The sequence below is a fragment of the Pseudomonas bijieensis genome (assembly GCF_013347965.1).
Taxonomy (GTDB): Bacteria; Pseudomonadota; Gammaproteobacteria; order Pseudomonadales; family Pseudomonadaceae; genus Aquipseudomonas; species Aquipseudomonas bijieensis.
Map to the genome: position 1 here is coordinate 2598869 of NZ_CP048810.1, position 24520 is coordinate 2623388.

22 protein-coding genes and 1 riboswitch are annotated in these 24520 nt (G+C 62.5%); of the genes, 15 read left to right on the top strand and 7 right to left on the bottom strand.

The genetic code is table 11. The annotated features are described in order from the left end of the window. Positions 1-498 precede the first annotated feature (498 nt). Complete coding sequence (gene nadB, locus GN234_RS11215) at positions 499-2115, top strand: L-aspartate oxidase (RefSeq protein WP_109755890.1); 1617 nt, start codon at positions 499-501, stop codon at positions 2113-2115. Here the strand turns inward: nadB and GN234_RS11220 are convergent. Continuing rightward, on the bottom strand, positions 2084-2536 hold the full coding sequence (locus GN234_RS11220; protein WP_109755891.1) for a protein YgfX: 453 nt from the start codon (positions 2534-2536) through the stop codon (positions 2084-2086). The two genes, nadB and GN234_RS11220, sit on opposite strands and share 32 nt — an antisense overlap. Beyond that, complete coding sequence (locus GN234_RS11225; RefSeq protein WP_003184348.1) at positions 2520-2774, bottom strand: FAD assembly factor SdhE; 255 nt, start codon at positions 2772-2774, stop codon at positions 2520-2522. Before GN234_RS11225 ends, GN234_RS11220 begins: the two co-directional genes overlap by 17 nt. Positions 2775-2923: 149 nt before the next feature. On the opposite strand from GN234_RS11225, the gene ygfZ reads away from it, so the two are divergent. Next, positions 2924-3865, top strand: coding sequence for a CAF17-like 4Fe-4S cluster assembly/insertion protein YgfZ (gene ygfZ / locus GN234_RS11230; protein ID WP_176688486.1), 942 nt, complete (start codon positions 2924-2926; stop codon positions 3863-3865). Between the two features lie 35 nt (positions 3866-3900). Next, positions 3901-4722, top strand: coding sequence for an HDOD domain-containing protein (locus GN234_RS11235; RefSeq protein ID WP_109755893.1), 822 nt, complete (start codon positions 3901-3903; stop codon positions 4720-4722). Positions 4723-4781: 59 nt separating this feature from the next. Here the strand turns inward: GN234_RS11235 and GN234_RS11240 are convergent, their stop codons facing one another. From GN234_RS11240 to GN234_RS11250, 3 genes are read right to left on the bottom strand one after another with little or no spacing between them, the layout of a single operon-like run. Beyond that, positions 4782-6173 (bottom strand): sensor histidine kinase, encoded by a 1392-nt coding sequence (locus tag GN234_RS11240; protein WP_109755894.1) that lies wholly within the window; start codon positions 6171-6173, stop codon positions 4782-4784. Then, positions 6166-6837: a response regulator gene (locus tag GN234_RS11245; RefSeq protein WP_046065134.1), complete on the bottom strand. Its 672-nt coding sequence runs from the start codon at positions 6835-6837 to the stop codon at positions 6166-6168. Before GN234_RS11245 ends, GN234_RS11240 begins: the two co-directional genes overlap by 8 nt. Before the next feature lie 15 nt (positions 6838-6852). Further along, positions 6853-7086, bottom strand: coding sequence for a hypothetical protein (locus GN234_RS11250; protein ID WP_146206884.1), 234 nt, complete (start codon positions 7084-7086; stop codon positions 6853-6855). Between the two features lie 163 nt (positions 7087-7249). Between GN234_RS11250 and GN234_RS11255 the strand changes: the two genes are divergently transcribed. From GN234_RS11255 to GN234_RS11270, 4 genes are read left to right on the top strand one after another with little or no spacing between them, the layout of a single operon-like run. Beyond that, positions 7250-8242, top strand: a complete 993-nt coding sequence (locus tag GN234_RS11255; RefSeq protein WP_109755896.1) for a Bug family tripartite tricarboxylate transporter substrate binding protein — start codon at positions 7250-7252, stop codon at positions 8240-8242. A gap of 55 nt (positions 8243-8297) precedes the next feature. After that, complete coding sequence (locus tag GN234_RS11260) at positions 8298-8759, top strand: tripartite tricarboxylate transporter TctB family protein (RefSeq protein ID WP_176688487.1); 462 nt, start codon at positions 8298-8300, stop codon at positions 8757-8759. Between the two features lies 1 nt (position 8760). Further along, entirely contained in the window at positions 8761-10275 is a 1515-nt protein-coding gene (locus GN234_RS11265; RefSeq protein WP_176688488.1) for a tripartite tricarboxylate transporter permease, read from the top strand. Then, a complete protein-coding gene (locus GN234_RS11270) occupies positions 10268-11308 on the top strand; it encodes an AbrB family transcriptional regulator (RefSeq protein WP_163855000.1) in 1041 nt (346 codons plus the stop codon). Before GN234_RS11265 ends, GN234_RS11270 begins: the two co-directional genes overlap by 8 nt. Before the next feature lie 98 nt (positions 11309-11406). Here the strand turns inward: GN234_RS11270 and ung are convergent, their stop codons facing one another. Beyond that, positions 11407-12099: a uracil-DNA glycosylase gene (gene ung, locus GN234_RS11275; protein WP_109755900.1), complete on the bottom strand. Its 693-nt coding sequence runs from the start codon at positions 12097-12099 to the stop codon at positions 11407-11409. A gap of 132 nt (positions 12100-12231) precedes the next feature. Here ung and GN234_RS11280 point away from each other — a divergent pair, with 132 nt between their 5' ends. After that, positions 12232-13344 carry an enoyl-CoA hydratase/isomerase family protein gene (locus tag GN234_RS11280; protein ID WP_109755901.1) on the top strand — a complete coding sequence of 371 codons (1113 nt, stop codon included), beginning with the start codon at positions 12232-12234 and terminating at the stop codon, positions 13342-13344. A 196-nt stretch (positions 13345-13540) separates the two neighbouring features. Here GN234_RS11280 and GN234_RS11285 read toward each other — a convergent pair whose 3' ends face one another. Continuing rightward, positions 13541-13939 carry a hypothetical protein gene (locus GN234_RS11285; protein ID WP_109755902.1) on the bottom strand — a complete coding sequence of 133 codons (399 nt, stop codon included), beginning with the start codon at positions 13937-13939 and terminating at the stop codon, positions 13541-13543. A gap of 304 nt (positions 13940-14243) precedes the next feature. Further along, positions 14244-14345, top strand: a riboswitch (guanidine-I (ykkC/yxkD leader). A 60-nt stretch (positions 14346-14405) separates the two neighbouring features. Here GN234_RS11285 and GN234_RS11290 point away from each other — a divergent pair. The 7 genes from GN234_RS11290 (at position 14406) to atzF (ending at position 24195) form a co-directional block, all read left to right on the top strand. Beyond that, positions 14406-15473, top strand: coding sequence for a putative urea ABC transporter substrate-binding protein (locus tag GN234_RS11290; protein ID WP_176688489.1), 1068 nt, complete (start codon positions 14406-14408; stop codon positions 15471-15473). 15 nt (positions 15474-15488) lie between these two features. Further along, positions 15489-16304, top strand: a complete 816-nt coding sequence (locus GN234_RS11295) for an ABC transporter permease (RefSeq protein WP_060738777.1) — start codon at positions 15489-15491, stop codon at positions 16302-16304. Beyond that, a complete protein-coding gene (locus tag GN234_RS11300; RefSeq protein WP_116831665.1) occupies positions 16301-17089 on the top strand; it encodes an ABC transporter ATP-binding protein in 789 nt (262 codons plus the stop codon). Before GN234_RS11295 ends, GN234_RS11300 begins: the two co-directional genes overlap by 4 nt. Positions 17090-17102: 13 nt before the next feature. Then, entirely contained in the window at positions 17103-17828 is a 726-nt protein-coding gene (locus GN234_RS11305) for an urea amidolyase associated protein UAAP1 (RefSeq protein WP_176688490.1), read from the top strand. A gap of 11 nt (positions 17829-17839) precedes the next feature. Further along, positions 17840-18481 carry an urea amidolyase associated protein UAAP2 gene (locus tag GN234_RS11310; RefSeq protein WP_109755906.1) on the top strand — a complete coding sequence of 214 codons (642 nt, stop codon included), beginning with the start codon at positions 17840-17842 and terminating at the stop codon, positions 18479-18481. Between the two features lie 286 nt (positions 18482-18767). Continuing rightward, positions 18768-22397: an urea carboxylase gene (uca, locus tag GN234_RS11315; RefSeq protein ID WP_176688491.1), complete on the top strand. Its 3630-nt coding sequence runs from the start codon at positions 18768-18770 to the stop codon at positions 22395-22397. A 22-nt stretch (positions 22398-22419) separates the two neighbouring features. Continuing rightward, positions 22420-24195, top strand: coding sequence for an allophanate hydrolase (gene atzF, locus GN234_RS11320; RefSeq protein ID WP_176688492.1), 1776 nt, complete (start codon positions 22420-22422; stop codon positions 24193-24195). Positions 24196-24520 lie beyond the last annotated feature (325 nt).

Sequence of the window (24520 nt, forward strand, 5' to 3'; positions counted from 1 at the left end):
AGACTCGGGCTTTTCGCAAAAGTTCTCCCCCTTCCAAGCAAGTTTCCGGCGCGCTCTGATCTCGGCACGCACGAAAAACGCAGCAGGAGATTCCCCGGCTGCGCGAATAATCTGTCACCGGGTCTGCTGGCAGAGACCCCAATCGAAATCTTGCACCAACCCGACGCTGCTCCCTTTTGCAGACAACCGTCTATTGAACGTAGGCGCTTGGCAAAAGTTCCCACTATTTATAGCGTTGTGCACTGAATATCAGGCAACCGTGACGAGATAAACAGCGTTCTGTCCTCGAAACGGCGGCCTTATCGCCCTTTCACCAAAACCGGCGATCCGACGAAGCGTGCCACTTTTCTGTCACGCTGGTTTCACATTGCCATGTACGCCCGGCTATTGTGCCGATCCCCCCCTCTATATACTAGTGGGCTGCGTGGCTGCCTGACCCGTTGAAGCGGTGTCTTGCGCCAACCCCGACCCGGGTCGCCTTGAGCGGAAACCATTCGAATGAGCCAACAGTTTCAACACGATGTTCTGGTAATCGGCAGCGGAGCCGCCGGATTGAGCCTTGCCCTGACTTTGCCTGCACATTTGCGCATTGCAGTACTGAGCAAGGGCGACCTGGCCAACGGTTCGACCTTCTGGGCCCAGGGCGGCGTCGCAGCCGTGCTGGACGATACCGACACCATTGAATCCCATGTCGAGGATACCCTCAACGCCGGCGGCGGCCTCTGCAATCGGCAAGCGGTGCGTTTCACCGTGGAACACAGCAGGGAAGCCATCCAGTGGCTGATCGACCAGGGTGTACCGTTTACCCGTGACGAACAATCGGGCACCGAAGACGGCGGCTTCGAGTTCCACCTCACGCGCGAAGGCGGTCATAGCCACCGGCGCATCATTCACGCGGCTGATGCTACCGGCGCGGCGATCTTCAAGACCCTGCTGGCCAAGGCTCGGCAACGGCCGAACATCGAATTGCTGGAGCAGCGCGTCGCGATCGACCTGATCACTGAAAAACGCCTGGGCCTGGACGGTGATCGCTGCCTGGGCGCCTACGTGCTCAATCGCGGCACCGGTGAAGTCGACACCTACGGCGCGCGCTTCGTCATCCTGGCGTCCGGTGGCGCGGCGAAAGTCTACCTTTATACCAGCAACCCCGACGGTGCCTGCGGCGATGGCATCGCCATGGCCTGGCGTTCGGGTTGCCGAGTGGCGAACCTGGAGTTCAACCAGTTCCACCCCACCTGCCTCTATCACCCGCTGGCCAAGAGTTTCCTGGTGACCGAGGCCCTGCGTGGCGAAGGCGCACACTTGAAGCTTCCCAACGGCGAACGCTTCATGCAGCGCTTCGATCCGCGCGCCGAACTGGCGCCAAGGGACATCGTCGCCCGAGCCATCGACCATGAAATGAAGCGCCTGGGCATCGATTGCGTTTACCTGGACATCAGCCACAAGCCCGAAGCGTTCATCAAGAGCCACTTCCCGACGGTGTACGAGCGCTGCCTGGAATTTTCCATCGATATCACCAAGCAACCGATCCCGGTGGTGCCGGCGGCGCATTACACCTGCGGTGGCGTGATGGTCGATCAGCGGGGGCGTACCGATGTGCCAGGCCTGTACGCCATCGGCGAAACCAGCTTCACCGGCCTGCACGGCGCCAACCGCATGGCCAGCAACTCACTGCTGGAGTGCTTCGTCTATGCCCGCTCGGCGGCGGCAGACATCCTGGAACAATTACCGCAGGTCGTCATTCCGGCCGCCCTGCCCTCATGGGACGCCAGCCAGGTCACCGACTCGGACGAAGACGTGATCATCGCCCACAACTGGGACGAACTGCGGCGTTTCATGTGGGACTATGTTGGCATCGTGCGCACCAACAAGCGCCTGCAACGGGCGCAGCACCGGGTGCGCTTGCTGCTGGATGAGATCGATGAGTTCTACAGCAACTATAAAGTCAGCCGCGACCTCATCGAACTGCGCAACCTGGCCCAGGTGGCTGAACTGATGATTCGCTCGGCCATGGAACGCAAGGAAAGCCGGGGGCTGCATTACACCCTCGACTACCCGAGCCTGCTGCCCGAGGCACGGGACACTATCCTGGTACCGCCCACCTACGCCGACTGAACCTGAGCCGCACGCGCAGGCGCCGATGGATATCCGGTGCCAGCGCGTCGCGCGGTACGCACAACGACCGGACCCGCCGTTCACCCTGCAAGCGAAAACGCAGCACGATGATCATCGGCAGCGCCAAGCTATCGGGGCGCAGCTGCACCGCCCGCCACCCATCGGCCCGACTCCAGAGCTGCCAGCCAGCGGCATTACGACGCAACCCGCAAAAGGCCCGGCGATGGGTCAGCAACAAATGTCGGGGAATCACCCAGGCGCCATGGGCCAGGCACAATACAACGCCAAGCGCTGCGAACCCGGACGGGACAGACAACAGGAACAACGACCCCAGGGCGAACACCTGGGCCAGCAGATAGGCCGCCAGCAGTTGCCCGGAGGCCTGCCAGCGGCATTCGAAGCGATTACTTGGGCTGGACACGGTCCAGAATCATCCGGACCATGCGCTGCAACTCTGGGTCTTCGGATTCGCTGCGCTCCATGAACCAGCCGAACATGTCCTGATCCTCGCATTCGAGCAGGCGGACATAGCAGGCACGATCCACTTCATTGAGATGGGGATAAACCTCTTTCACGAACGGCACCAGCAACACATCCAGTTCCAGCATGCCGCGGCGGCTGTGCCAGTAGAGGCGATTGAGTTCAACATCTTCGACCATGGAGCGCTCCTCAAATAGTGCGCAAGTATACAGGCCCCGCGGCACTGGAACAGACGGCTTTGGTCGGGCACCACCGATCCTTTGTGAACTACCCATTTCAAGGGCGTCCCCTTATGATGTCTACCAGACTTTTTACCCTGCGATGACCCATGGCTGATTCCGCTTTTTTCTGCACCCTGTCCCACGAAGGCGTTCTCGCGGTCCGCGGCGTGGACGCCGGCAAATTCCTGCAAGGCCAATTGACCTGCAACCTCGACTACCTGAGCGACAGCCGGGCCAGCCTCGGTGCCCGCTGCACCCAGAAAGGCCGGATGCAATCGAGCTTCCGCATCCTGCTCGAAGGTGACGGCGTGTTGATGGCCATGGCCAGCGAATTGCTCGAACCGCAACTGGCCGACCTGAAAAAATATGCCGTGTTCTCCAAATCCAAGCTCACCGACGAAAGTGCAGCCTGGGTTCGCTTCGGCCTGGAAAACGCCGACAAGATGCTGGCTGGCGTGGGCCTCGAACTGCCGAGCGAGACCGACAGCGTGGCACGCCACGAATCCTTGATCGCCATCCGCGTCTCTCCCGGCCGCACCGAACTATGGGCGCCCGCCGAACAGGCACAGACGCTGCAAACCCGCCTGCGGGCAGAACTGACCGAGGCAGACCTGAACCAGTGGCTACTGGGGCAAATCCGTGCCGGGATCGGCCAGGTCATGCCGGCCACCCGTGAACTGTTCATCCCACAGATGCTCAACCTGCAAGCCGTCGGTGGCGTCAGTTTCAAGAAAGGTTGCTACACCGGCCAGGAAATCGTCGCCCGCATGCAATACCTGGGCAAGCTCAAGCGGCGCCTGTATCGCCTGCAACTGGACGCCAGCCAATTGCCAGAACCCGGGACCGCGCTATTCTCCCCCACGCACGGCAGCTCCATCGGCGAAGTGGTGATTGCCGCCCGCGGCGAGGGAAACATTGAACTGCTGGCGGTATTACAGGCCGAAGCAGCAGAAGACGACAATTTGCACCTCGGCACCTTGGAAGGCCCACGCCTTCAAATGTTGGACCTGCCTTACGAACTGGACCGCGACCGCGAAATCCAGCGCTGATCGCAGCATTTGCCGCAATACCCTAGAGAACCGAAATGAGCGATTTGGCGGATAAGGTCCAACGGGATTTGGTGCAGGCCATCGATAACGATGACTTGGTTCTGCCAACATTACCGGAAGTGGCCCTGCAGATTCGCCGGGCCGCCGAAGACCCGGAAATCAGCGTCAGCAACCTGAGCAAAGTGATCGGTCGCGATACAGCTCTCTCGGCACGCCTGATAAAAGTGGTCAACAGTCCACTGCTACGCGCGACCCAGGAAGTCACGGACCTGCACACGGCCATCACTCGACTGGGCGTCAACTACAGCAGCAACCTGGCCATCGGCCTGGTCATGGAGCAGATTTTCCACGCCCGCTCCGAAGTGGTGGAACTGAAGATGCGCGAAGTTTGGCGCAGGAGCCTGCAGATCGCGGGCGTCAGCTATGCCCTGTGTCGCGGTTATACCCAACTCAAGCCCGATCAGGCCGCTTTGGGTGGGCTGGTGCACCAGATCGGCGTGCTGCCGATCCTGACGTATGCCCAAGACAACAATGAATTGCTGTCGGACCCGGTCAGCCTCAACCACGTCATCGAGACGATTCACCCGGTGCTGGGAGACAAACTCCTCAGTGTCTGGGAGTTTCCGGAACGGTTGGTGAAGCTGCCGGGGCTGTATCTGGACTTCACCCGGGACTCGAAGCACATCGATTACGTCGACCTCGTGCAGGTCGCTGCGCTGTATTGCTACAAGGACACCGACCATCCCCTCAGCGATGTCGATCTGTTCTCCGTCCCGGCTTTCAGGAAGCTGGGTATCGACCTGGACAACAAGGCTCGCTGCGCGGATATCGAAGAAGCGCGGTCGATGTTCTATTAGGTAGCCCAGACTGACGGTCAATGAAATTGAGCCAGCCACGGAATCGAGTTGGCTCCGGCTCAGTCTGAGCCAGGGATGAAACTGACTCGCACCTTCAAGCCACGCTCTTGTCCGTCATGCAGGGTGATCTGCGCCAAGTGCGCGCGGCAGATTTCGCCGACGATCGCCAACCCCAGCCCGGAACCGGCCACTTGCTGGTTACGTCGATAGAAGCGCTCGAACACCCGGTCCCGCTCATGCAGCGGAATACCAGGCCCATCGTCTTCGACTTCCAGCACCGCCGGTGCGGTGACCCGCAAGATCACGTTGCCGCCGGAGGGGGTGTGGGCCAGGGCGTTGTCCACCAGGTTGCTCAGCAACTCATTCAGCAGGGTCGGCTCGCCTCGCAGCCATACCGGCTCATCGGCTTCCAGGGCCAGTGCCACGCCCCGGGCATGGGCCAGCGGGGCCATGGCCATGCCCAATTCCCGGGCCAGTTGGCTCAGGTCAAGCAACTGCGCGCCGCCTTCGGCAATGGCCCGGGCGCCGTTTTCCACGCGAGCCAGGGAAAGCAATTGGTTGGCCAGATGGGTCAGCCGGTCGGTGCCTTGGGCGGCCGTTTCCAGGGTCTCGCGCCAAGTTGCCGGTTCGCTGGCACGCAAGCCCAGCTCAAGACGCGCCTTGAGCGCGGCCAAGGGCGTGCGCAGCTCATGGGCGGCATCGGCGATGAACTGTGCCTGCCGCTCGAATTGCCCGCGCAGACGCTCGGTGAAATGGTTGAGCGCCCTCACCAGCGGCCATAACTCGTGCTGCACCTCCACCAGCGGCAACGGCCGCAAATCGTCCGGCTGGCGCTCCTCCACCGCCGTGCGCAAACGCTCCAGAGGGCGCAACGCTGCACTGACCGCGAACCACACCAACAGCAGCGCGCCCACGGCCAGCATGCCCAAGCGCAACAGCGTGTCGGCCATCAGGCTGCGAGCCATGCTGACCCGGGCCTCTTCAGTCTCCGCCACGCGAATTTCCGCCATGCCGTTCATGTTCGGCTCGCTCACCGCCTTGAGCAGGCTCACCACCCGCACGGTCTGCCCCTGGTATTGGGCGTTATAGAAGCGCGCCAGGGCTGGGTAATCGTCCGTGCGGGGCGTTCCGGGTGGCGGACCGGGGAGGTTTTCGTAGCCGGAAATCAACTTCTTGTCGATGTCATTGACCTGGTAATAAATGCGCCCGGCGCTGTCGTAGGCGAAGGTATCCAGGGCCACGTAGGGCACGTCCGCGCTGAGGCTGCCATCGCGCTGGGAAAGGCCCGCGGCGATGGTCCGGGCCGAGGCCAGCAGGGTCCGGTCATAGGCGGTGTCCGCTGCTTCGCGACCGTTCCAGTAGGCGCTCAAGCCGCTGGCGAGCATCAGCACCACCAGCAGCAATGCCAGGTTCCATAGCAGCCGCCAGCGCAGGCTGTCGGGCTTATGCATTGCGGTTTTCCAGCAGGTAGCCCAGGCCGCGGAACGTCACGATCGCCACCGCATGACCATCGAGTTTCTTGCGCAAGCGATGCACGTAGATTTCGATGGCGTCGGGGCTGGCCTCTTCGTCCAGGCCGAACACCTGGGCCGCCAGTTGCTCCTTGCTCATCACCCGTCCTGGCCGGGCGATCAACGCCTCCAGCACGGCTTGCTCGCGAGACGTCAGGGTCAACAATTCATCGTCGAGGGTGAAGCGGCGAGTGTCCAGGTCATAGATCAGCCCACCACAGCGCTGCTGGCGTTCGCCGCCCAGTACGCTGCGGCGCAACAGTGCCTTGACCCGGGCCTCCAGCTCAGTGAGTTCGAAGGGCTTGGCCAGGTAATCGTCGGCGCCGAGGTTCAGGCCATGGACGCGGTCCTTGACGTCGCTGCGGGCGGTCAACATTAGCACCGGCAAGGTCTTGCCGCGGGCGCGCAGACGCGCCAGCACCTCGAAACCGTCCATGCGTGGCAGCCCGACATCAAGGACCGCCACGGCGTACTCCTCGCTGCTCAGAGCCAGGTCGGCCGCGACGCCGTCGTGCAGCACGTCCACGGTCAAACCGGTGCTCTTGAGCGCCTGGGCAACGCTTTCGGCGAGCTGCAGATGGTCTTCGACGAGCAGAACACGCATGGGTTATTCCTCGATTCAGGGATGGCCGGCGCCATTCTTTGGCGCGGAGTTTACAGCCGCATCCGCCGCTGTGAAGCCAAAAAACACGCTGAAAGCTTTTGAAAGGTTAGCGAAAGGTTGAGCCATTAGAGTCCCTTTACGGATAGTTTCGACTGCCCGCCGCGACGCCAGCTCGCGAATGAAAAATGCCACGAAGCGTTTTCGTCCTAATAAGAAAAATAAAAGCGGAGTATTCACCATGCTGTCCATGCAGCTCCAGGCCCCAGTGCCTGCTCGCCCTTCTCGCTTGAACCAGACCACCTTGCATTCAGTCCCGGTAACGACCTGTGCACCCTATCAGCGATGACCTGGGCGGGGATTCGTCCACGACACATTTTCACCACACACAACAACAATTCCTGTGGAGACAACAATGAACCTATCACTGCGTAAAGTAGCCCTGGCCGCCGGATGCCTGATGTTCGCCGGGCAGTTGCTCGCCGCTGATCCATCCAAAGAACCCAAGCGCCCCGAGTGCATCGCCCCGGCCTCCCCCGGCGGCGGTTTCGACCTGACGTGCAAGCTGGCACAAAGCGCGCTGGTCAACCAGAAGCTGCTGACCAAGCCAATGCGCGTCACCTACATGCCCGGCGGTGTCGGCGCGGTGGCCTACAACGCAGTGGTTGCCCAACGCCCGGCCGACGCTGGCACGCTGGTGGCCTGGTCCAGTGGTTCGCTGTTGAACCTGGCCCAGGGCAAGTTCGGTCGTTTCGATGAAAGCGCGGTGCGCTGGCTGGCCGCCGTGGGCACCAGCTATGGCGCCATCGCCGTGAAGAGCGATTCGCCCTACAAGACCCTCGACGATCTGGTACAGGCCCTGAAGAAGGATCCTGGCTCGGTGGTGATCGGCTCCGGCGGCACCGTGGGTAGCCAGGACTGGATGCAGACCGCCCTCATCGCCAAGGCCGCCGGCATCAACCCTCGCGACCTGCGCTACGTGGCCCTCGAAGGCGGCGGCGAAATCGCCACCGCGCTGCTCGGTGGGCACATCCAGGTGGGCAGTACGGATATTTCCGACTCCATGCCGCACATCCAGAGCGGCGACATGCGCCTGCTCGCCGTGTTTGCCGAGAAACGCATCGACGAGCCGGAAATGAAAGACATTCCGACCGCCAAGGAACAAGGCTACGACATCGTCTGGCCGGTGGTCCGCGGCTTCTACCTGGGGCCAAAGGTCAGCGACGAAGACTATGCCTGGTGGAAAGACGCTTTCGACAAACTGCTCGCTTCCGAGGAGTTCGCCAAGCTGCGTGACCAGCGCGAGCTGTTCCCGTTTGCCATGACCGGTCCGGAACTGGACACCTACGTGAAGAAGCAAGTGGCTGATTACAAGGTACTGGCCAAAGAGTTCGGCCTGATCCAGTAACCGTCTCTGTTCTCGCGGCGGCGCTGGCAGTGCCGGCGCCGCCCAGGAGTTAGTCATGCTCACCATCCAACGTATTTTTGCCGCGGTGCTGCTACTGGTCTGTATCGGCCTGGCACTGATGGCCTGGCCCTATCAGGCTGCTTTTTCCTATGAACCGGTCGGTCCGCGTGCATTCCCCTTGCTGATCCTGGGACTGATGGGCCTGGCGCTGCTGTACATGCTGTTTCGTCCTACGCCCATCGTGCACAGCGACGAAGAACCTCAGCTGGACCGCGCAACGTTGCAGAAAATCGCCATCTGCATAGGGTTGCTGCTGGTATTTGCCGGCACCTTCGAACCCCTGGGCTTCATCCTCGCCGGCACCTTGATCGGCGTGCCAATGGCGCGCCTGTATGGCGGCCGCTGGGTACCCAGCATCGTGGTCAGCACCCTGATGGCCATCAGTCTTTACCTGCTGTTCGACAAAGTGATGGACGTGCCACTGCCCCTTGGCCTGCTCGATATCCTGGAGAATTGATATGGATACCCTCAGTTATCTCAGCCAGGGATTTGGCGTTGCACTGACCCCCTACAACCTCTTCACTGCGCTGTGCGGCACCCTGATCGGCACCGTCGTCGGCCTGCTCCCGGGCCTGGGGCCGATCAACGGCGTGGCGCTGCTGATTCCGATTGCGTTCGCCTTGGGCCTTCCGCCGGAATCGGCGCTGATCCTGCTGGCAGCGGTATACCTGGGTTGCGAGTACGGTGGGCGCATCAGCTCGATTCTGCTCAATATTCCGGGCGAAGCCTCCACCGTAATGACTGCCCTTGATGGCTACCCCATGGCCCGTCAGGGTCTGGCCGGGGTGGCATTGTCTCTGTCGGCATGGAGCTCGTTCATCGGTGCGTTCATCGCCACCTGCGGCATGGTGCTATTCGCCCCGATCCTGGCCAAATGGGCGGTTGCCTTTGGGCCGGCGGAGTATTTCGGACTGATGGTGTTCGCCATTGTCTGCCTCGGTGGCATGGCCGGCGATCGTCCGCTCAAGACGTTCATCGCGGCACTGATCGGGCTCTTCCTTTCGGCCGTCGGGATCGACGCCAACAGTGGCGTGTACCGTTTTACCGGCGACAACGTCCATCTGGCCGACGGTATTCAATTCGTCGTACTGGTGCTGGGTCTGTTTTCTGTCAGCGAGATCCTGTTGCTGCTGGAAAAAACCCACCGTGGCCAGGAAGCAGTGAAGGCCACCGGGCGGATGATGTTCAACTTCAAGGAAGCGGCATCGGTGTTCGCGGTGAACCTGCGTTGCGGTGTGCTCGGTTTCTTCATGGGCGTGTTGCCAGGCGCCGGCGCGACGTTGGCCAGTGCCGTGGCCTACATGACTGAAAAACGTATTGCGGGTGCCAGTGGCACATTCGGCCAGGGTGACAAGCGTGGCCTCGCCGCCCCGGAAACCGCCATCGGCGGTGAAGCTTGCGGCGCGCTCGTGCCGATGCTGACCCTCGGCGTTCCCGGCTCGGGCACCACGGCGGTGATGATCGGCGCCCTGTCGCTGTACAACATCACGCCGGGGCCGTTGCTGTTCCAGCAACAGCCAGACATCGTCTGGGGCCTGATCGCGTCGTTGTTCATCGCCAACATCATGCTGGTGATCCTCAACATCCCGATGATCCGTATTTTCACCCGCATCCTGTCGGTGCCGAACTGGGCGCTGGTGCCGTTCATTGCGATCATTACCGGCATTGGTGTATTCGCGGTCCACGCCACCACATTCGACCTGTTCCTGATGGTCGGCATCGGTATCTTCGGTTATATCCTGCGCAAGCTGGACTTCCCGCTGTCGCCGATCCTGCTGGGCTTCATCCTCGGAGGCCTGATGGAGCAGAATCTGCGTCGTGCGCTGTCGATCTCCAACGGTGCGCTGGACATCCTCTGGTCGAGCCCCATCACCTTGGGCTGCTGGGCACTGACGGCGGTCATGCTGGTGCTGCCACTGTTGCGGATCTGGCGTCGCCGCGCCGCACAACGTCGCGCCCTGGCCAATGTCTGAAGCAACTTTCAGACAATGGTGGGGAACACCGCTGGTCGGCCTGGCCGGCGGTTACCTGGCCAGCCTGATCGGCTGGCCCTTGCCCTGGATGGTCGGCTCGTTGCTGGCGATCATCCTGGTGCGCTGTCTCACGCCGTGGCAGTTGATGGAAATCCCCGGCGGCCGTAAATGCGGCCAATGGGTGGTGGGCATCGGCATCGGCCTGCACTTCACCCCGCTGGTGATGGAGCAGGTGCTGGGCCACTTCGGCCTGATCTTCTTCGGCGCGCTGATCACCAGCGTGTCCAGCGTGGTAAGTGTCTGGCTGATGCGTCGCACCGGCGAGGACCGCGCCACCGCGTTTTTCTCGAGCATGCCGGGCGGTTCCGGCGAAATGGTCAACCTCGGTGCCCGCAACGGCGCGGATCTCAGCCGTGTCGCGGCGGGCCAGAGCCTGAGGGTGCTGGTGGTGGTGCTGTGCGTGCCGGCGGCCTTCAAGTATCTGTTGGGCGAAGGCGAGCCGGTGCAACACGCCACGACGGTGGACTGGCTGTGGCTGGCGATCCTGTTCCCGGCGGGCGCTCTGCTCGCCTGGGTCTGGGAGCGCTTGCGCCAACCCAATCCCTGGTTGTTCGGGCCGTTGCTGGTGAGTGCGGCGGTCAGCATCGGTTGGGACCTGCACATTGGCCTGCCCAATGGCGCCAGCCAGGTCGGCCAGTGGCTGATCGGCAGCGGCCTGGGCTGTCATTTCAACCGGCAGTTCTTTCGTCGGGCACCATCGTTCATGGGGCGCACCCTGGTCGGCACGGTATTGACGATGCTGATCGCCACCCTGGCGGCCTTGGGCCTGAGTACCCTGACCCATCTGGACCTGCGCTCGCTGACACTGGGCATGATGCCCGGCGGCATTGCGGAAATGAGCCTGACAGCGGAGACGCTGCAACTGTCGGTGCCATTGGTGACGGCGTTGCAGGTGATGCGATTGCTGTTCGTGCTGTTTCTGGCGGAGCCGTTGTTCAGGTATTGGATGCGCAGGCCGGGTTCGGATCTATAGACCGAGTCGCCATCATCGCGAGCAGGCTCGCTCCCACAGGGATATGTGTTGCCTGTGGGAGCGAGCCTGCTCGCGATGAGGCCTTCATTGCCAACCGTTCAAACCGGTGGCAACCGCCAGTCGATCGGCTTCTCACCCTGCTGCTGGAGAAATTTGTTGGTCCGGCTGAAATGCCCACAGCCGATGAAGCCTCGGTGGGCCGACAGCGGCGACGGGTGGACCGAGGTCAACACCAGATGCTTGGTCGCATCGATCAACTTCTGCTTGCTCTGGGCATGGGCACCCCACAACAGGAACACCAAGTGCGGCTGGTGTTCGCTGACGACTTCAATGATCCTGTCGGTAAAGTGCTGCCAACCTTTTTTGGCGTGGGCGTTGGCATTGGCGCGCTCCACGGTCAGGGTCGTGTTGAGCAGCAACACGCCCTGGTCGGCCCAGCTTTGCAGGTAGCCGTGATTCGGAATGTCGATGTTCAGATCGCGCTTCAATTCCTTGTAGATGTTCACCAGCGACGGCGGAGTCGGCACGCCCGGTTGCACCGAGAAGCACAAACCGTGGGCCTGGCCCGGGCCGTGGTACGGGTCCTGGCCGAGAATCACCACCTTGACCTTATCCAGCGGCGTGGAATTGAGGGCATTGAAAATCAACGATGCCGGTGGATAAATCTCCTTGCCGGCGGCGTATTCCCGACGCAGGAATTCGCGCAACTCTGCCATGTAGGGCTGGTCGAACTCGGCACGCAGTGCCTGCTTCCAGCTCGGTTCGAGTTTGATACGGTCGTCAGCAGTCATGGTCGCATCCGGTAAAAACAATGGGCGCACCCTAGGAAAGCCTACATGGCTTGTCAATTGATCTGACGCAGAACCGGCACTTTCCTACGCAGCGGTCATACTGATCATTCAAATTTCTGATCGAGGTCACGAATGAATCTGCACTTCGAAGAACTCACCGGCATCGACGGTGCTCGTATTGGCGTCGCCACCCTGGACGCCGAAAAATCCCTGAACGCCCTGTCCCTGCCAATGATCAACGCCTTGCGTGATCGTCTCGATACCTGGGCCAGGGAGCCGCAGGTCGTTTGTGTGTTACTGCGCGGCAATGGTGCCAAGGCATTTTGCGCCGGCGGTGAAGTCCGCAGCCTGGTGGAGGCCTGCCGTGCCCACCCCGGCGAGGTACCGCCGCTGGCTGCGCAATTCTTTGCGGCGGAGTACCGCCTGGACTTCAATCTGCACACCTACCCAAAACCCTTGCTGTGCTGGGGCCACGGTTATGTGCTGGGCGGCGGCATGGGGCTGCTGCAAGGCGCAAGTACCCGTATCGTCACCCCAAGCAGTCGCCTGGCAATGCCGGAAATCAGCATCGGCCTGTACCCGGATGTCGGCGCCAGTTGGTTTCTGTCACGCCTGCCCGGCAAGCTCGGGCTGTTTCTCGGCCTGACCGGCGCCCACATGAATGCCCGGGATGCCATCGACCTGGGCCTGGCCGATCGCTTCCTGCTGGATGAACAACAGGACGACTTGATCGAAGGCCTGCTGCAACTCAACTGGCAGGAGCAGACCGAGATGCAGCTCAACAGTTTGCTCAAGGCCCTGCAGCAGGAAGCCATCGGCCAATTGCCCGAAGCCCAATGGCTGCCACGGCGGCAGAAAATCGATGAATGGCTGGATGTCAGCGATGTGCGCTGCGCCTGGAAAGCCCTCAGCCTGCTGGTGGACCACCCGGATCCGTTGATCGCCCGCGCCGCCAAGACCATGACCGACGGCTCGCCGTTGACCGCTCATCTGGTCTGGGAGCAGATCGCCCGGGCCCGGCATTTGTCCTTGGCCGGTGTGTTCCGGATGGAATACACCTTGAGCCTCAACTGCTGCCGTCATCCCGAATTCAGCGAAGGCGTGCGGGCGCGTCTGATCGACAAGGACCACAAGCCTCGCTGGCACTGGCCGGACATCAACCATGTGCCCGAAGCGGCGGTCGAGGCGCACTTCCACAAGGCGTGGGAAGGGCGGCATCCGTTGGCGGATTTGTCCAACGAGTAAAGATCCGGGTGACATTCTGGGAGAGTGACATCTGTGGGAGCAAAGCTTGCTCGCGATGACAGGGTATCAGTCAGCCTCCCTGTGACTGGCATACCGCTATCGCGAGCAAGCTTTGCTCCCACAAGCGTTGTCCTATCGGGTTTATTACAGGCATAAAAAAGCGGCGCTCAATGCGCCGCTTCTTGTTGCCCAAAGATCAGCGGTGGCCACCCCGTCCATCGTGATCGCCGCGTCCCCGATGATCACGCCCGCCTCGGCCACCGCCTCGGTCGTCATTCCAGCCGCCCCGGTTGTGGCCGTCCCAGCCACCCCGATTCGGATAAGACCGGTACGCCGCTCGCGGTGGCGAGTAGTAGCGCGGCCCTGGTTGGTAGTAGCGCGGTGCCGAGTAATAGCGCGGCGCCGGTTGGTAATACCGCGGGGCGTAATAGCCACGCGGTGCCGAATAATAACTCCCGCCACCGTAACCGTAATAGACCGGCGCCGGTGAGGTGTAGACCTCGGAACGGTAGTAGCTCGAGTCTCCGTCGTAATAAGGCACGCATGCCGAAAGAGTCAAACCGAGAAACGCAATGAGCAGCAGTCGTCGATACATGGCGGCCTCCTGGACCGCGGATGGGCCACATCAGCGACGCTGATGGGCGGCAGTCAACTTTGTGTGACTGACGAATATTCAGACAGCAAATTCGGAATCTGGTGCGATTCGGCAACAACTAGAAACATGTCCCTCGTCGCCCTCTTCCGGTGCGCGATGGCACCACAAGCAAGCACAAATGTGCCCTCAATCATCCCCTCCCAACACCTGCCCTCTCTGGCCCGGGCCTTTGGCAGACTTGGCACGGCTCTCGCTTTAACAAACGCTGTGCAGGAGTCATCACAGGTTCGCGGCACCACAATTTGCAATGGCTGACTAGGGTTCCGGCTCGCTTCTGGCGAGTGGCTGGTCCGAGAGTTGGCGACCTCCAGTTGAGGTTACACGGCGGGACAAAAGCCCGGGAGACAAGCCACCGTTCGCGGTGCCGCGTTGCTCCTGTCCGCCCTTGATCAACTGGAGAACCACCATGTTCAAGCTTCGTCTGTCCGCCCTGCTCCTCGCCGCGCTCTCGGCCTTCATGAGCTTCTCGTCCGCCGCCGCACAAAAAGACCACTTCAGCGTCTGCTGGACCATTTACGCCGGCTGGATGCCCTGGGAATACGCCGGCAGCCAAGGCATTGTCGACAAGTGGGCGAAAAAGTACGGCATCAAGATCGATGTCGTGCAGCTCAACGATTACGTCGAATCCATCAACCAGTACACCGCCGGTCAGTTCGACGGCTGCACCATGACCAACATGGACGCCCTGACCATTCCCGCCGCCGGTGGCGTGGACAGCACCGCGCTGATCGTCAGCGACTTCTCCAACGGCAACGACGGCATCGTCCTCAAGGGTGAGGGCAAGAAGGTCGCTGACCTCAAGGGCATGGACGTCAACCTGGTCGAACTGTCGGTCTCCCATTACCTGCTGGCCCGCGCCCTCGATTCGGTCGGTCTCACCGAGAAAGACCTGAAAGTGGTCAACACCTCCGACGCCGATATTTCCGCCGCCTTCAACACCGACCAGGTCAAGGCCGTCACCACCTGGAACCCGATGCTCTCGGACATCAAGGCCCAACCCGACGTGAGCGAGGTATTCAACTCCAGCCAGATCCCCGGCGAGATCATGGACATGATGGTGGTCAACACCCAGACCCTCCACGACAACCCGGCCCTGGGCAAGGCGTTGACCGGTGCCTGGTTTGAAGTGGTGGCGCTGATGAACGCGAAAAACGCCGCAAGCAAGGCAGCACTGGAGCACATGGCCAAGGCCTCGGGCACCGACCTGGCCGGTTTCCAATCGCAACTGGACACCACCAAGCTGTTCGCCACGCCCAAGGAAGCGCTCGACTTCGCCACCAGCGAACAACTGCCCGCCACCATGGGCAAGGTGGCCGCGTTCTCGTTCCAGCACGGCTTGTTGGGCGAAGGCGCCAAGAGCACCGACGCGGTCGGCATGACATTCGCCAATGGCGTGACCCGCGGCGACAAGGCCAACCTCAAGCTGCGCTTTGATCCGACCTACGTGCAGCTGGCCGCCGACGCCAAGCTGTAGACCGGAGGACCTGGCATGCGCCTGATCAACCGCTACCCGGATCGGCCCAGCCGCTTGTTGCTGGTGATCCTGCCATTCGCGCTGGTGTTGTTCGCCTACTTCATGGGCTCGGCCGAACGGTTGACGGATAACCCCAACGACAAACTGCTGCCCAGCGCCGTACAAATGGCCGATGCGGTCAAACGCCTGGCCTTCACCGCCGATGCCCGCAGCGGCGAATACCTGCTCTGGCAAGACACCGCGTCGAGCCTGCGGCGGTTGGCCATCGGCCTGGGCATCAGCGCCCTGGCCGGACTGTGCCTGGGCATCGCCGCCGGCACGTTGCCGCTGTTGGGCGCGCCGTTATCGCCGCTGCTCACCGTGGTGTCGATGGTGCCGCCGCTGGCGATCCTGCCGATCCTGTTCATCGTCTTCGGCCTGGGGGAACTGTCGAAAGTGATGCTGATCGTGATTGGCATCACGCCGTGCCTGGCCCGGGACCTGGAACAGCGCGCCCGGGAAATTCCGCCCGAGCTGCTGATCAAGGCCCAGACCCTCGGCGCTTCGACCTGGACCCTGATGCTGCGGGTGGTGCTGCCGCAATTGCTGCCACGCCTGTTGATTTCCCTGCGGCTGATGCTCGGTTCGGCCTGGCTGTTTCTGATCGCGGCCGAAGCCATCGCCTCCACCGACGGGCTGGGCTATCGGATTTTCCTGGTACGACGTTACCTGGCGATGGACGTGATCTTGCCGTACGTGGTGTGGATCACCCTGCTCGCCTGGCTGATGGACTGGGGCCTCAAGCGCCTGACCCGGCAAGCGTTCCCGTGGTATGAGGGGGCGAAGGCATGAGTTTCATCACAGTGAACAATGTCTGGCAACAGTACGCCGATCAGGTAGTGCTCGAACGCTTGAACCTGAGGGTCGCCGAGGGTGAGTTCTGCACACTCGTGGGCGCGTCCGGTTGCGGCAAGTCGACCTTCCTGCGCTTGCTGCTGGGCCAGGAGCGCGCCAGTCGCGGACAGATTCTCCTGGATGGCGAGCCGTTAGCCGGAGAACCGGATGCCAGCCGGGGCGTGGTGTTCCAACGCTACTCGGTGTTCCCGCATCTGACCGTGTTGGACAACGTAGTCCTGGGCCTGGAATTGCCGCGTTCGGCGCTGCTGGGACGGCTGTTTGGCAACGCCAAGCGTCAGGCCCGTGAAGAGGCTGCGCAACTGCTGGAAAAGGTCGGCCTCGGCCACGCGCTGGACAAATACCCGGCGCAGTTGTCCGGCGGCATGCAACAGCGCCTGGCCATTGCCCAGGCGCTGATCATGAAACCCCGGGTGCTGCTGCTGGACGAACCTTTCGGCGCCCTCGACCCGGGCATCCGCAAAGACATGCACGCCCTGTTGCTGGAGCTGTGGCGCGAAACCCGGCTGACGGTGTTCATGGTCACCCATGACCTGTCCGAAGGTTTCAGCCTCGGCACACGCCTGCTGGTGTTCGACAAAGTCCGCGTCGACCCGCATGCCCCCGGCGCCTATGGCGCGCGCATCACCTACGACATACCACTCAACAGCGACCGCCGCACCGCCCGGGCTGCCGTCGACGCCCTGCCTGCCGAACTGGCCGGCACGTTGCGTATCGCTTGAAAGGAGTTTTGCCATGACCGATTCGATCTCTATGTTTCCCCCCTTCGCCGAAGAACTGCTGCCCGGTGGCGGCCACCGTTCCTTCGTGCTCAAGCGCGGCCAACTGCTGCGCCTGACCGATCTGCGCGGCGGAGCCAACGTGAGCCTGACGCTGCTCAATGCCAACGAAAAAACCGAACGCCTGAACCTGCCCGACAGCCTCAAATGCCAACACACCGCCAAACTCACCGCCGGCCATTGCCTGTACTCGGACATGGGTCGGGTACTGGCGGCCATCACCGCCGACACCTGCGGCTGGAGCGACAGCCTGGGCGGCGTGCTCTGCGCCGAGGAAGTCGCTGAAAAATACGGCCAGGGCCGCTACCAGGAACTGCGCAACGGCTTCTTTCGCAACGGCACCGACAACCTGCTGGTGGAATTGGGCAAATGGGGGCTGGGCCTGTCCGACCTGCTGATGACCCTCAATCTGTTCAGCCGGGTCGATGTCGATGAGGCCGGAGGCTTTCATTTCGTTGAAGGCAACTCCCAGGCCGGCGACTACATCGAGCTCTATGCACCGATGGACACCCTGGTGGTGCTGACCGCGCTGCAACATCCGATGGACCCGAATCCACAATACGCCCCGCAACCGCTCAAGCTCAGCTGGATGAACGCTGACCCCAGCGTCGCCGAGCACTGCCGCCAGTCGCGCCCGGAAAACCAGCGCGGCTTCATCAACACCGACCGCCTGTTCGCCTGAGGATCGCTGCCATGTCACTCGCCATCGCCACCGTACAAAAGCAGCCTGAAAGCGCTATCTACCGCGCCACCATTCCCGCCGGGGAACCCTGGCTGACGGAAGTCAAGAAGGGCCAGACCCTGCGCATCCTCGACCTGGAAGGCAACCAGGCGGTCGATACGCTGTTCTACAGCCTGGCCAACCCCAAGGAGCGCTATGACGTACAGCGCACCCTGCGCCGACAAAACAGCGTTTACCTGAGCACCGGCAGCGTCCTGTACTCCAACCTCGGCCAGCCGATGCTGACCATCGTCGAAGACACTTGCGGGCGCCACGACACCCTCGGCGGTGCCTGCGCCCAGGAAAGCAACACCGTGCGCTACGCCCTGGAAAAACGCTACATGCACAGCTGCCGTGACAACTACCTGCGGGCCTGCGCCCACGACGGGCGCCTGGGCAAGGGCGACATCGGGCCGAACATCAATTTTTTCATGAACGTGCCGGTCACCGCCGACGGCGGCCTGACCTTCGAAGACGGCATCTCGGCGCCAGGCAAATACGTCGACCTGCGGGCCGAGATGGATGTGATCGTCCTGATCTCCAACTGCCCACAACTGAACAACCCGTGCAACGCCTACAACCCCACGCCAGCGGAGCTCTTGATATGGAACTGAAATTCAGCCGCCTGCGGCGCTGGCTGTTTGTGTTGTGCCAGAGCCGGTCGGGGCAATGCATCAAATAACGCCCTGATCCCCTGTGGGAGCGAGCCTGCTCGCGATAGCGATCTGTCAGTCACATTGATGTTGGATGTACCACCGCTATCGCGAGCAGGCTCGCTCCCACAAGGGGGGCAGTGGTGTTTGGAAGTTTGCCGCCAGGGACGACCCCGGCGGCCATCGAAAACCGCGGGACGGCCCGCATCCCAGTTCAGGCAGCGCTCATGCCTGAGGGGGCAATGCCATGTTCGAAAAAATCCTCATCGCCAACCGTGGCGCCATCGCCTGCCGCATTCTGCGGACCTTGCGCGAACTGAAAGTCGAAGGCGTCGCGGTGTACTCCCAGGCCGACGCCGCCAGCTTGCATATCCTCCAGGCCGATGAAGCCCACTGCCTGGGCGAAGGCGCGGCGGCCGCTACTTACCTGGCGGTGGACAAGCTCCTGGCGATCGCCAAAAGCAGCGGCGCGACGGCGATTCACCCCGGCTACGGTTTCCTCTCGGAAAACGCCGCCTTCGCCGAAGCCTGCGAGGCTGCCGGAATCGCCTTCATCGGTCCGACGCCAGAGCAACTGCGGGTGTTCGGCCTCAAGCACACCGCCCGCGACCTGGCGCGCCGACACGGCGTACCACTGCTCGAAGGCACCGAACTGCTCGACAGCCTCGACGCCGCGCTGCTGGCGGGGACGCAGGTTGGCTATCCGGTGATGCTCAAAAGCACTGCCGGCGGCGGCGGCATCGGCATGCGCGTGTGTCGCAGTGCCGCCGAGCTGAGCGAATCCTTCGAAACAGTGAAGCGCCTGGGCCAGAACAACTTCAGCGATGCCGGGGTGTTCATCGAGAAGTACATCGAGCGCGCGCGGCATCTTGAGGTGCAGGTGTTCGGCGACGGCCAGGGCCAGGTGATCGCCCTGGGCGTGCGCGACTGCTCGGTGCAACGGCGCAACCAGAAAGTCCTCGAGGAAACTCCGGCGCCCAACCTGCCCGAGGGCATGGCTGACGAGCTCTGCGCAGCGGCGATCCAACTGGCAAAGGCCGTGAACTACCGCAGCGCCGGCACTGTGGAGTTCGTCTTCGACAGCGACGCGGGACGCTTCTATTTCCTGGAAGTGAACACCCGTCTGCAAGTGGAGCACGGCGTCACCGAGCAGGTGTGGGGCGTGGACCTGGTGCGTTGGATGGTGCAACTGGCCGCCGGTGATCTGCCGCCACTGAGCGAATTGAGCCAGGGTCTGAAAGCCGAGGGCCACGCGATCCAGGCGCGCTTGTACGCCGAAGATCCGGGCCGGGATTTCCAGCCGAGCCCAGGGCTGCTGACTGCCGTGAATTTCCCCCAGGCCGACGGTACACAACTGCGAATCGACACGTGGGTCGAGGCCGGTTGCCAGATCCCGCCCTATTTCGACCCGATGATCGCCAAAGTCATTCGCTGGGCGCCGACCCGCGAGCAGGCGCGCCTGGGCTTGCATCAAGCGCTGGACGAAAGCCTGTTGTACGGCGTGGAAACCAACCGCCAATACCTGCAACAGATTCTCCTCGACGCGCCGTTCGCCAGCGGCCAGCCCTGGACGCGTTGCCTGGAAGCGTTGGTCTATCGCGCCAATACCGTTGAAGTCCTCAGCCCCGGCACCCAGACCAGCGTCCAGGACTATCCTGGCCGGCTCGGTTATTGGGCGGTGGGGGTGCCGCCGTCAGGGCCGATGGACAGCCGTTCGCTGCGCCTGGGCAATCGCCTGCTGGGCAACGAAGACGGGGCAGCGGCATTGGAAATCACCATGAACGGGCCGCTGCTGCGTTTCAACTGCGTTGCCCGGGTGGCAGTGACCGGTGCGGCGATTGCCCTCACGCTCGACGGTGAAGCCGTGCCGATGAACACTCCGTTGTCGATTGCTGCCGGCGCCACCCTCGCGATCGGCAATATCTCTGGCGCCGGCGCGCGCAGCTACCTGTGCCTGCAAGGCGGCGTGCAAGTGCCGGATTACCTGGGCAGTAAAAGCACCTTCACCCTCGGCCAGTTTGGCGGCCACGGCGGACGAGCGCTGTGCACCGGTGACGTGCTGCACCTGGCGGCGCTGGATGAGCACTCGACCTTGCCGCCAACGAGCGCGCCGCTGCTGGACTTGCCGAGCGTGCGGCAGATCCGCGTGATCTACGGCCCGCACGGCGCGCCCGAATACTTCACCGAGCGCTACATCCAGACGTTCTTCGACACCGCCTGGGAAGTGCACTTCAACTCCAGCCGCACCGGTGTCCGCCTGATCGGGCCGAAACCCGAATGGGTACGCGTCGACGGTGGCGAGGCCGGGCTGCATCCTTCCAACATCCATGACAACCCCTACGCCATCGGGGCCGTGGACTTCACCGGCGACATGCCTGTCATCCTAGGCCCCGACGGCCCGAGCCTGGGGGGATTCGTCTGCCCGGTGACGGTGATCGAGGCAGACCTCTGGCAATTGGGGCAACTCAAGGCTGGGGACAAGGTGCGATTTGTACCTGTGGACCTGAAAACTGCCCGCTCACTGGCCTTGGAATGGGATCAATGTGGGAGCGAGCCTGCTCGCGATGAAGTTGATGCGGTGTCTGATATGGCCCCATCGCGAGCAGGCTCGCTCCCACAGGGGTTGGGGTCGCCTGTGGTGTTGGATATCGCCCAGGACGATACCCGCCTCGTGGCGAGATTAGCCGGCGACACCCATCTGCTGCTGGAAATCGGCGCCCCCGAACTGGACCTGGCACTGCGCTTTCGCGGCCACGCCTTGATGCAGGCTTTGGAACACAAGCAACTGCCTGGCGTGATCGACCTCACGCCGGGCATTCGCTCATTGCAAGTGCACTACCAACCCGAGCGAATGCCCCTGGCCGATCTGTTGAGCATCATTGTCGGTGAATGGGACGCGGTGTGCGCCGCACAGGACCTGCAAGTACCCTCGCGCATCGTCCACCTGCCATTGTCCTGGGATGATCCGGCCTGCCAACTGGCCATCGAAAAATACATGACCACAGTGCGCAAGGACGCGCCCTGGTGCCCGAGCAACCTGGAGTTCATCCGACGCATCAACGACCTGCCCAACCTCGACGAAGTGCAACGCACGGTGTTTGACGCCAGCTACCTGGTGATGGGCCTGGGAGACGTCTACCTCGGCGCACCGGTCGCCACGCCGCTGGACCCACGCCATCGGCTGGTGACCACCAAATACAACCCGGCCCGGACCTGGACCGCGGAAAACTCGGTGGGCATCGGCGGTGCTTATATGTGCGTGTACGGCATGGAAGGTCCCGGCGGCTATCAGTTCGTCGGCCGCACGTTGCAGATGTGGAATCGTTATCGGGATGTCGCCGCATTCGACGGCAAGCCCTGGCTGCTGCGGTTTTTCGACCAGATCCGCTTCTACCCGGTCAGCGCCGATGAACTGCTGCGCATTCGCCGGGATTTCCCCCTGGGCCGTTTCGACCTGAACATCGAACACAGCCAGCTGAACCTTGCTGACTATCAGCGTTTCCTGATGCAGGAGGCGGACAGCATCGCCGCGTTCCGACAGCAGCAACAACGCGCCTTCGATGCCGAGCGCGAGCGCTGGATCGCCAGTGGCCAGGCGCACTTCGACAGTGAAGAAGCGGCCATCGCGCCAAGCGAAGATTCGCTGCTGAGCGAGAATCAACTGAGCGTCGACAGCCACATCGCCGGCAACCTCTGGCAGGTTCAGGTGGATGTTGGCGCGCGGGTCGCCGCCGGTGATGTGCTGGTGATTCTGGAGTCGATGAAGATGGAAATCCCGTTGCTTGCGCCCTCGGCCGGCGTGGTGCGCGAAGTGCGCGTCCAGCCCGGTTCGGCGGTGCGCGCCGGACAGCGCGTCGTGGTACTGGACCGTGACTGAACTCAATCAAAGGATTAACACCATGAACCTCTCTCTTCGCTTGGACGACCTGCGCAATACCTACCGCAGCGGCGAACTGACGCCACGCACATTGCTATTGGGCCTGCGGGAAAAAGCCGCGGCGTTGAATCCGGACTATCACCTGTTCATCCACCTGCTCACGGTCGAAGAACTGGAACCCTACCTGGCCGCGTTGGAAAGCCGCGACCTGGAAAGCCTGCCCCTGTACGGTGTTCCTTTTGCCATCAAGGACAACATCGACCTGGCCGGCATTGCGACCACGGCCGCCTGCCCGGCGTTTGCCTACGTGCCGGACCGTTCGGCCACCGTCGTCGAGCAATTGCTGGCACTGGGCGCGATCCCCCTGGGCAAGACCAACCTCGACCAATTCGCCACCGGGCTCAATGGCACTCGCTCGCCCTACGGCGCATGCCGCAACAGCGTGTTGCCCGACTACCCGGCAGGCGGTTCGAGCGCCGGCTCGTCGCTGGCCGTGGCCCTGAGCGTGGCGAGCTTTGCCTTGGGCACCGATACCGCCGGCTCCGGTCGAGTGCCAGCAGCACTGAATAACCTGGTGGGGTTGAAGGCCACCCTGGGGTTGATCTCTACGGCGGGCGTGGTCCCGGCCTGTCGCACACTGGACTGCGTCACGACCTTCACGGCCACGGCGAAAGAAGCCAGCCAGTTACTGGCGCTGACGGCCCGTCCAGACCCTCGTGACGACTACAGCCGCCACAACCCGCAGTGGAACGATTGCTCTGCGTTCGGCGCGCCCCGGCGCTTTCGCTTCGGCGTGCCGCGCCAGCAGGACCTGGCATTTTTCGGCTGCCCTGAAGGTCCGCAACTGTTTATGGAAACCATCGAGCGGCTCGAACGCCTGGGCGGCGAAGCCGTGGAACTGGACTTGTCGCCATTCCTGGAAGCGGCGCGGTTGCTTTATGAAGGACCTTGGGTAGCCGAACGCTACAGCGTTGCCGGCCCATTGATAGAGCGCGAGCCGCAGGCCATACTGCCGGTCATCCGCGCCGTCCTGGCGAAAGCACCGACGGTAGATGGCGTACAAACCTTCCGCGCCCGGTACCGTTTGCAAGCGCTCAAAGCCCAATGCGACCGCGCCATGGACGCGCTCGATTGCGTGCTCACACCCACCATCGGCCGTCCGGTGACCCTCGCCGAACTGGCCGCCGAACCCGAGCTGCGCAACTCGGAGCTGGGTTACTACACCAACTTCATGAATCTGCTGGACTACGCCGCCGTCGCCGTTCCCTGTGCGTTCATGGCCAACGGCTTGCCTTGGGGAGTGACGCTGTTCGGTCGAGCCTTCACCGATCAGTACCTCTTGAGCGTGGCCGATGCCTTGCAGCGTCAACGGGACAAGGCCTTGCCAGTTCCCGGTGCCCCGGCTCGCCACGACCGCGCGCGGCTGGTTGTGTGTGGCGCACACCTGGACGGGTTGGCGCTGAACTGGCAGCTCAAGCAACGCGGTGCCCGGCTGATCGAGGTCACCCAAAGCTCGGCGGACTACCGCCTTTATGCCTTGGCCGGCGGCCCACCCTTGCGTCCCGGCATGCTTCGGGTCGACGAAGGCGGCGTGGCGATCGAGGTCGAGGTCTGGGAACTGCCGAGCAGTGAACTGGGCTCATTCCTGACTGGCATCCCCGCACCGTTGGGACTGGGCAAGGTGCAACTGGCCGATGGCCGCTGGGAAAGCGGATTCATCTGCGAGGCATATGGTTTGGAGGGCGCGCAGGACATCAGTCATTTGGGGGGATGGCGGGCTTATCTAAATTACCCTTGAGTAAACAGTACTCTGTGGCGAGGGGATTTATCCCCGCTGGGCTGCGCAGCAGCCCCAAAACCTGTCAGCGCGGTGTATCAGACAGAGTGCATTGGGGCCGCTTCGCGACCCGGCGGGGATAAATCCCCTCGCCACAATCTTGCAAACCTGCAAATCCGAGCACCTTTTCCCACAGGGCCACTAAACTGATTTCATTGGGTCTGCGCCAAGGGAAACGCCATGTCGCTCCGTTCGCCGTTGTATTCCCAGCACAAGCCGCTCCTGGCCGTGGCGGCGCTGCTCGGTACAGGATTCCTGATCATTGCATTACTGGGCTATTACGCAG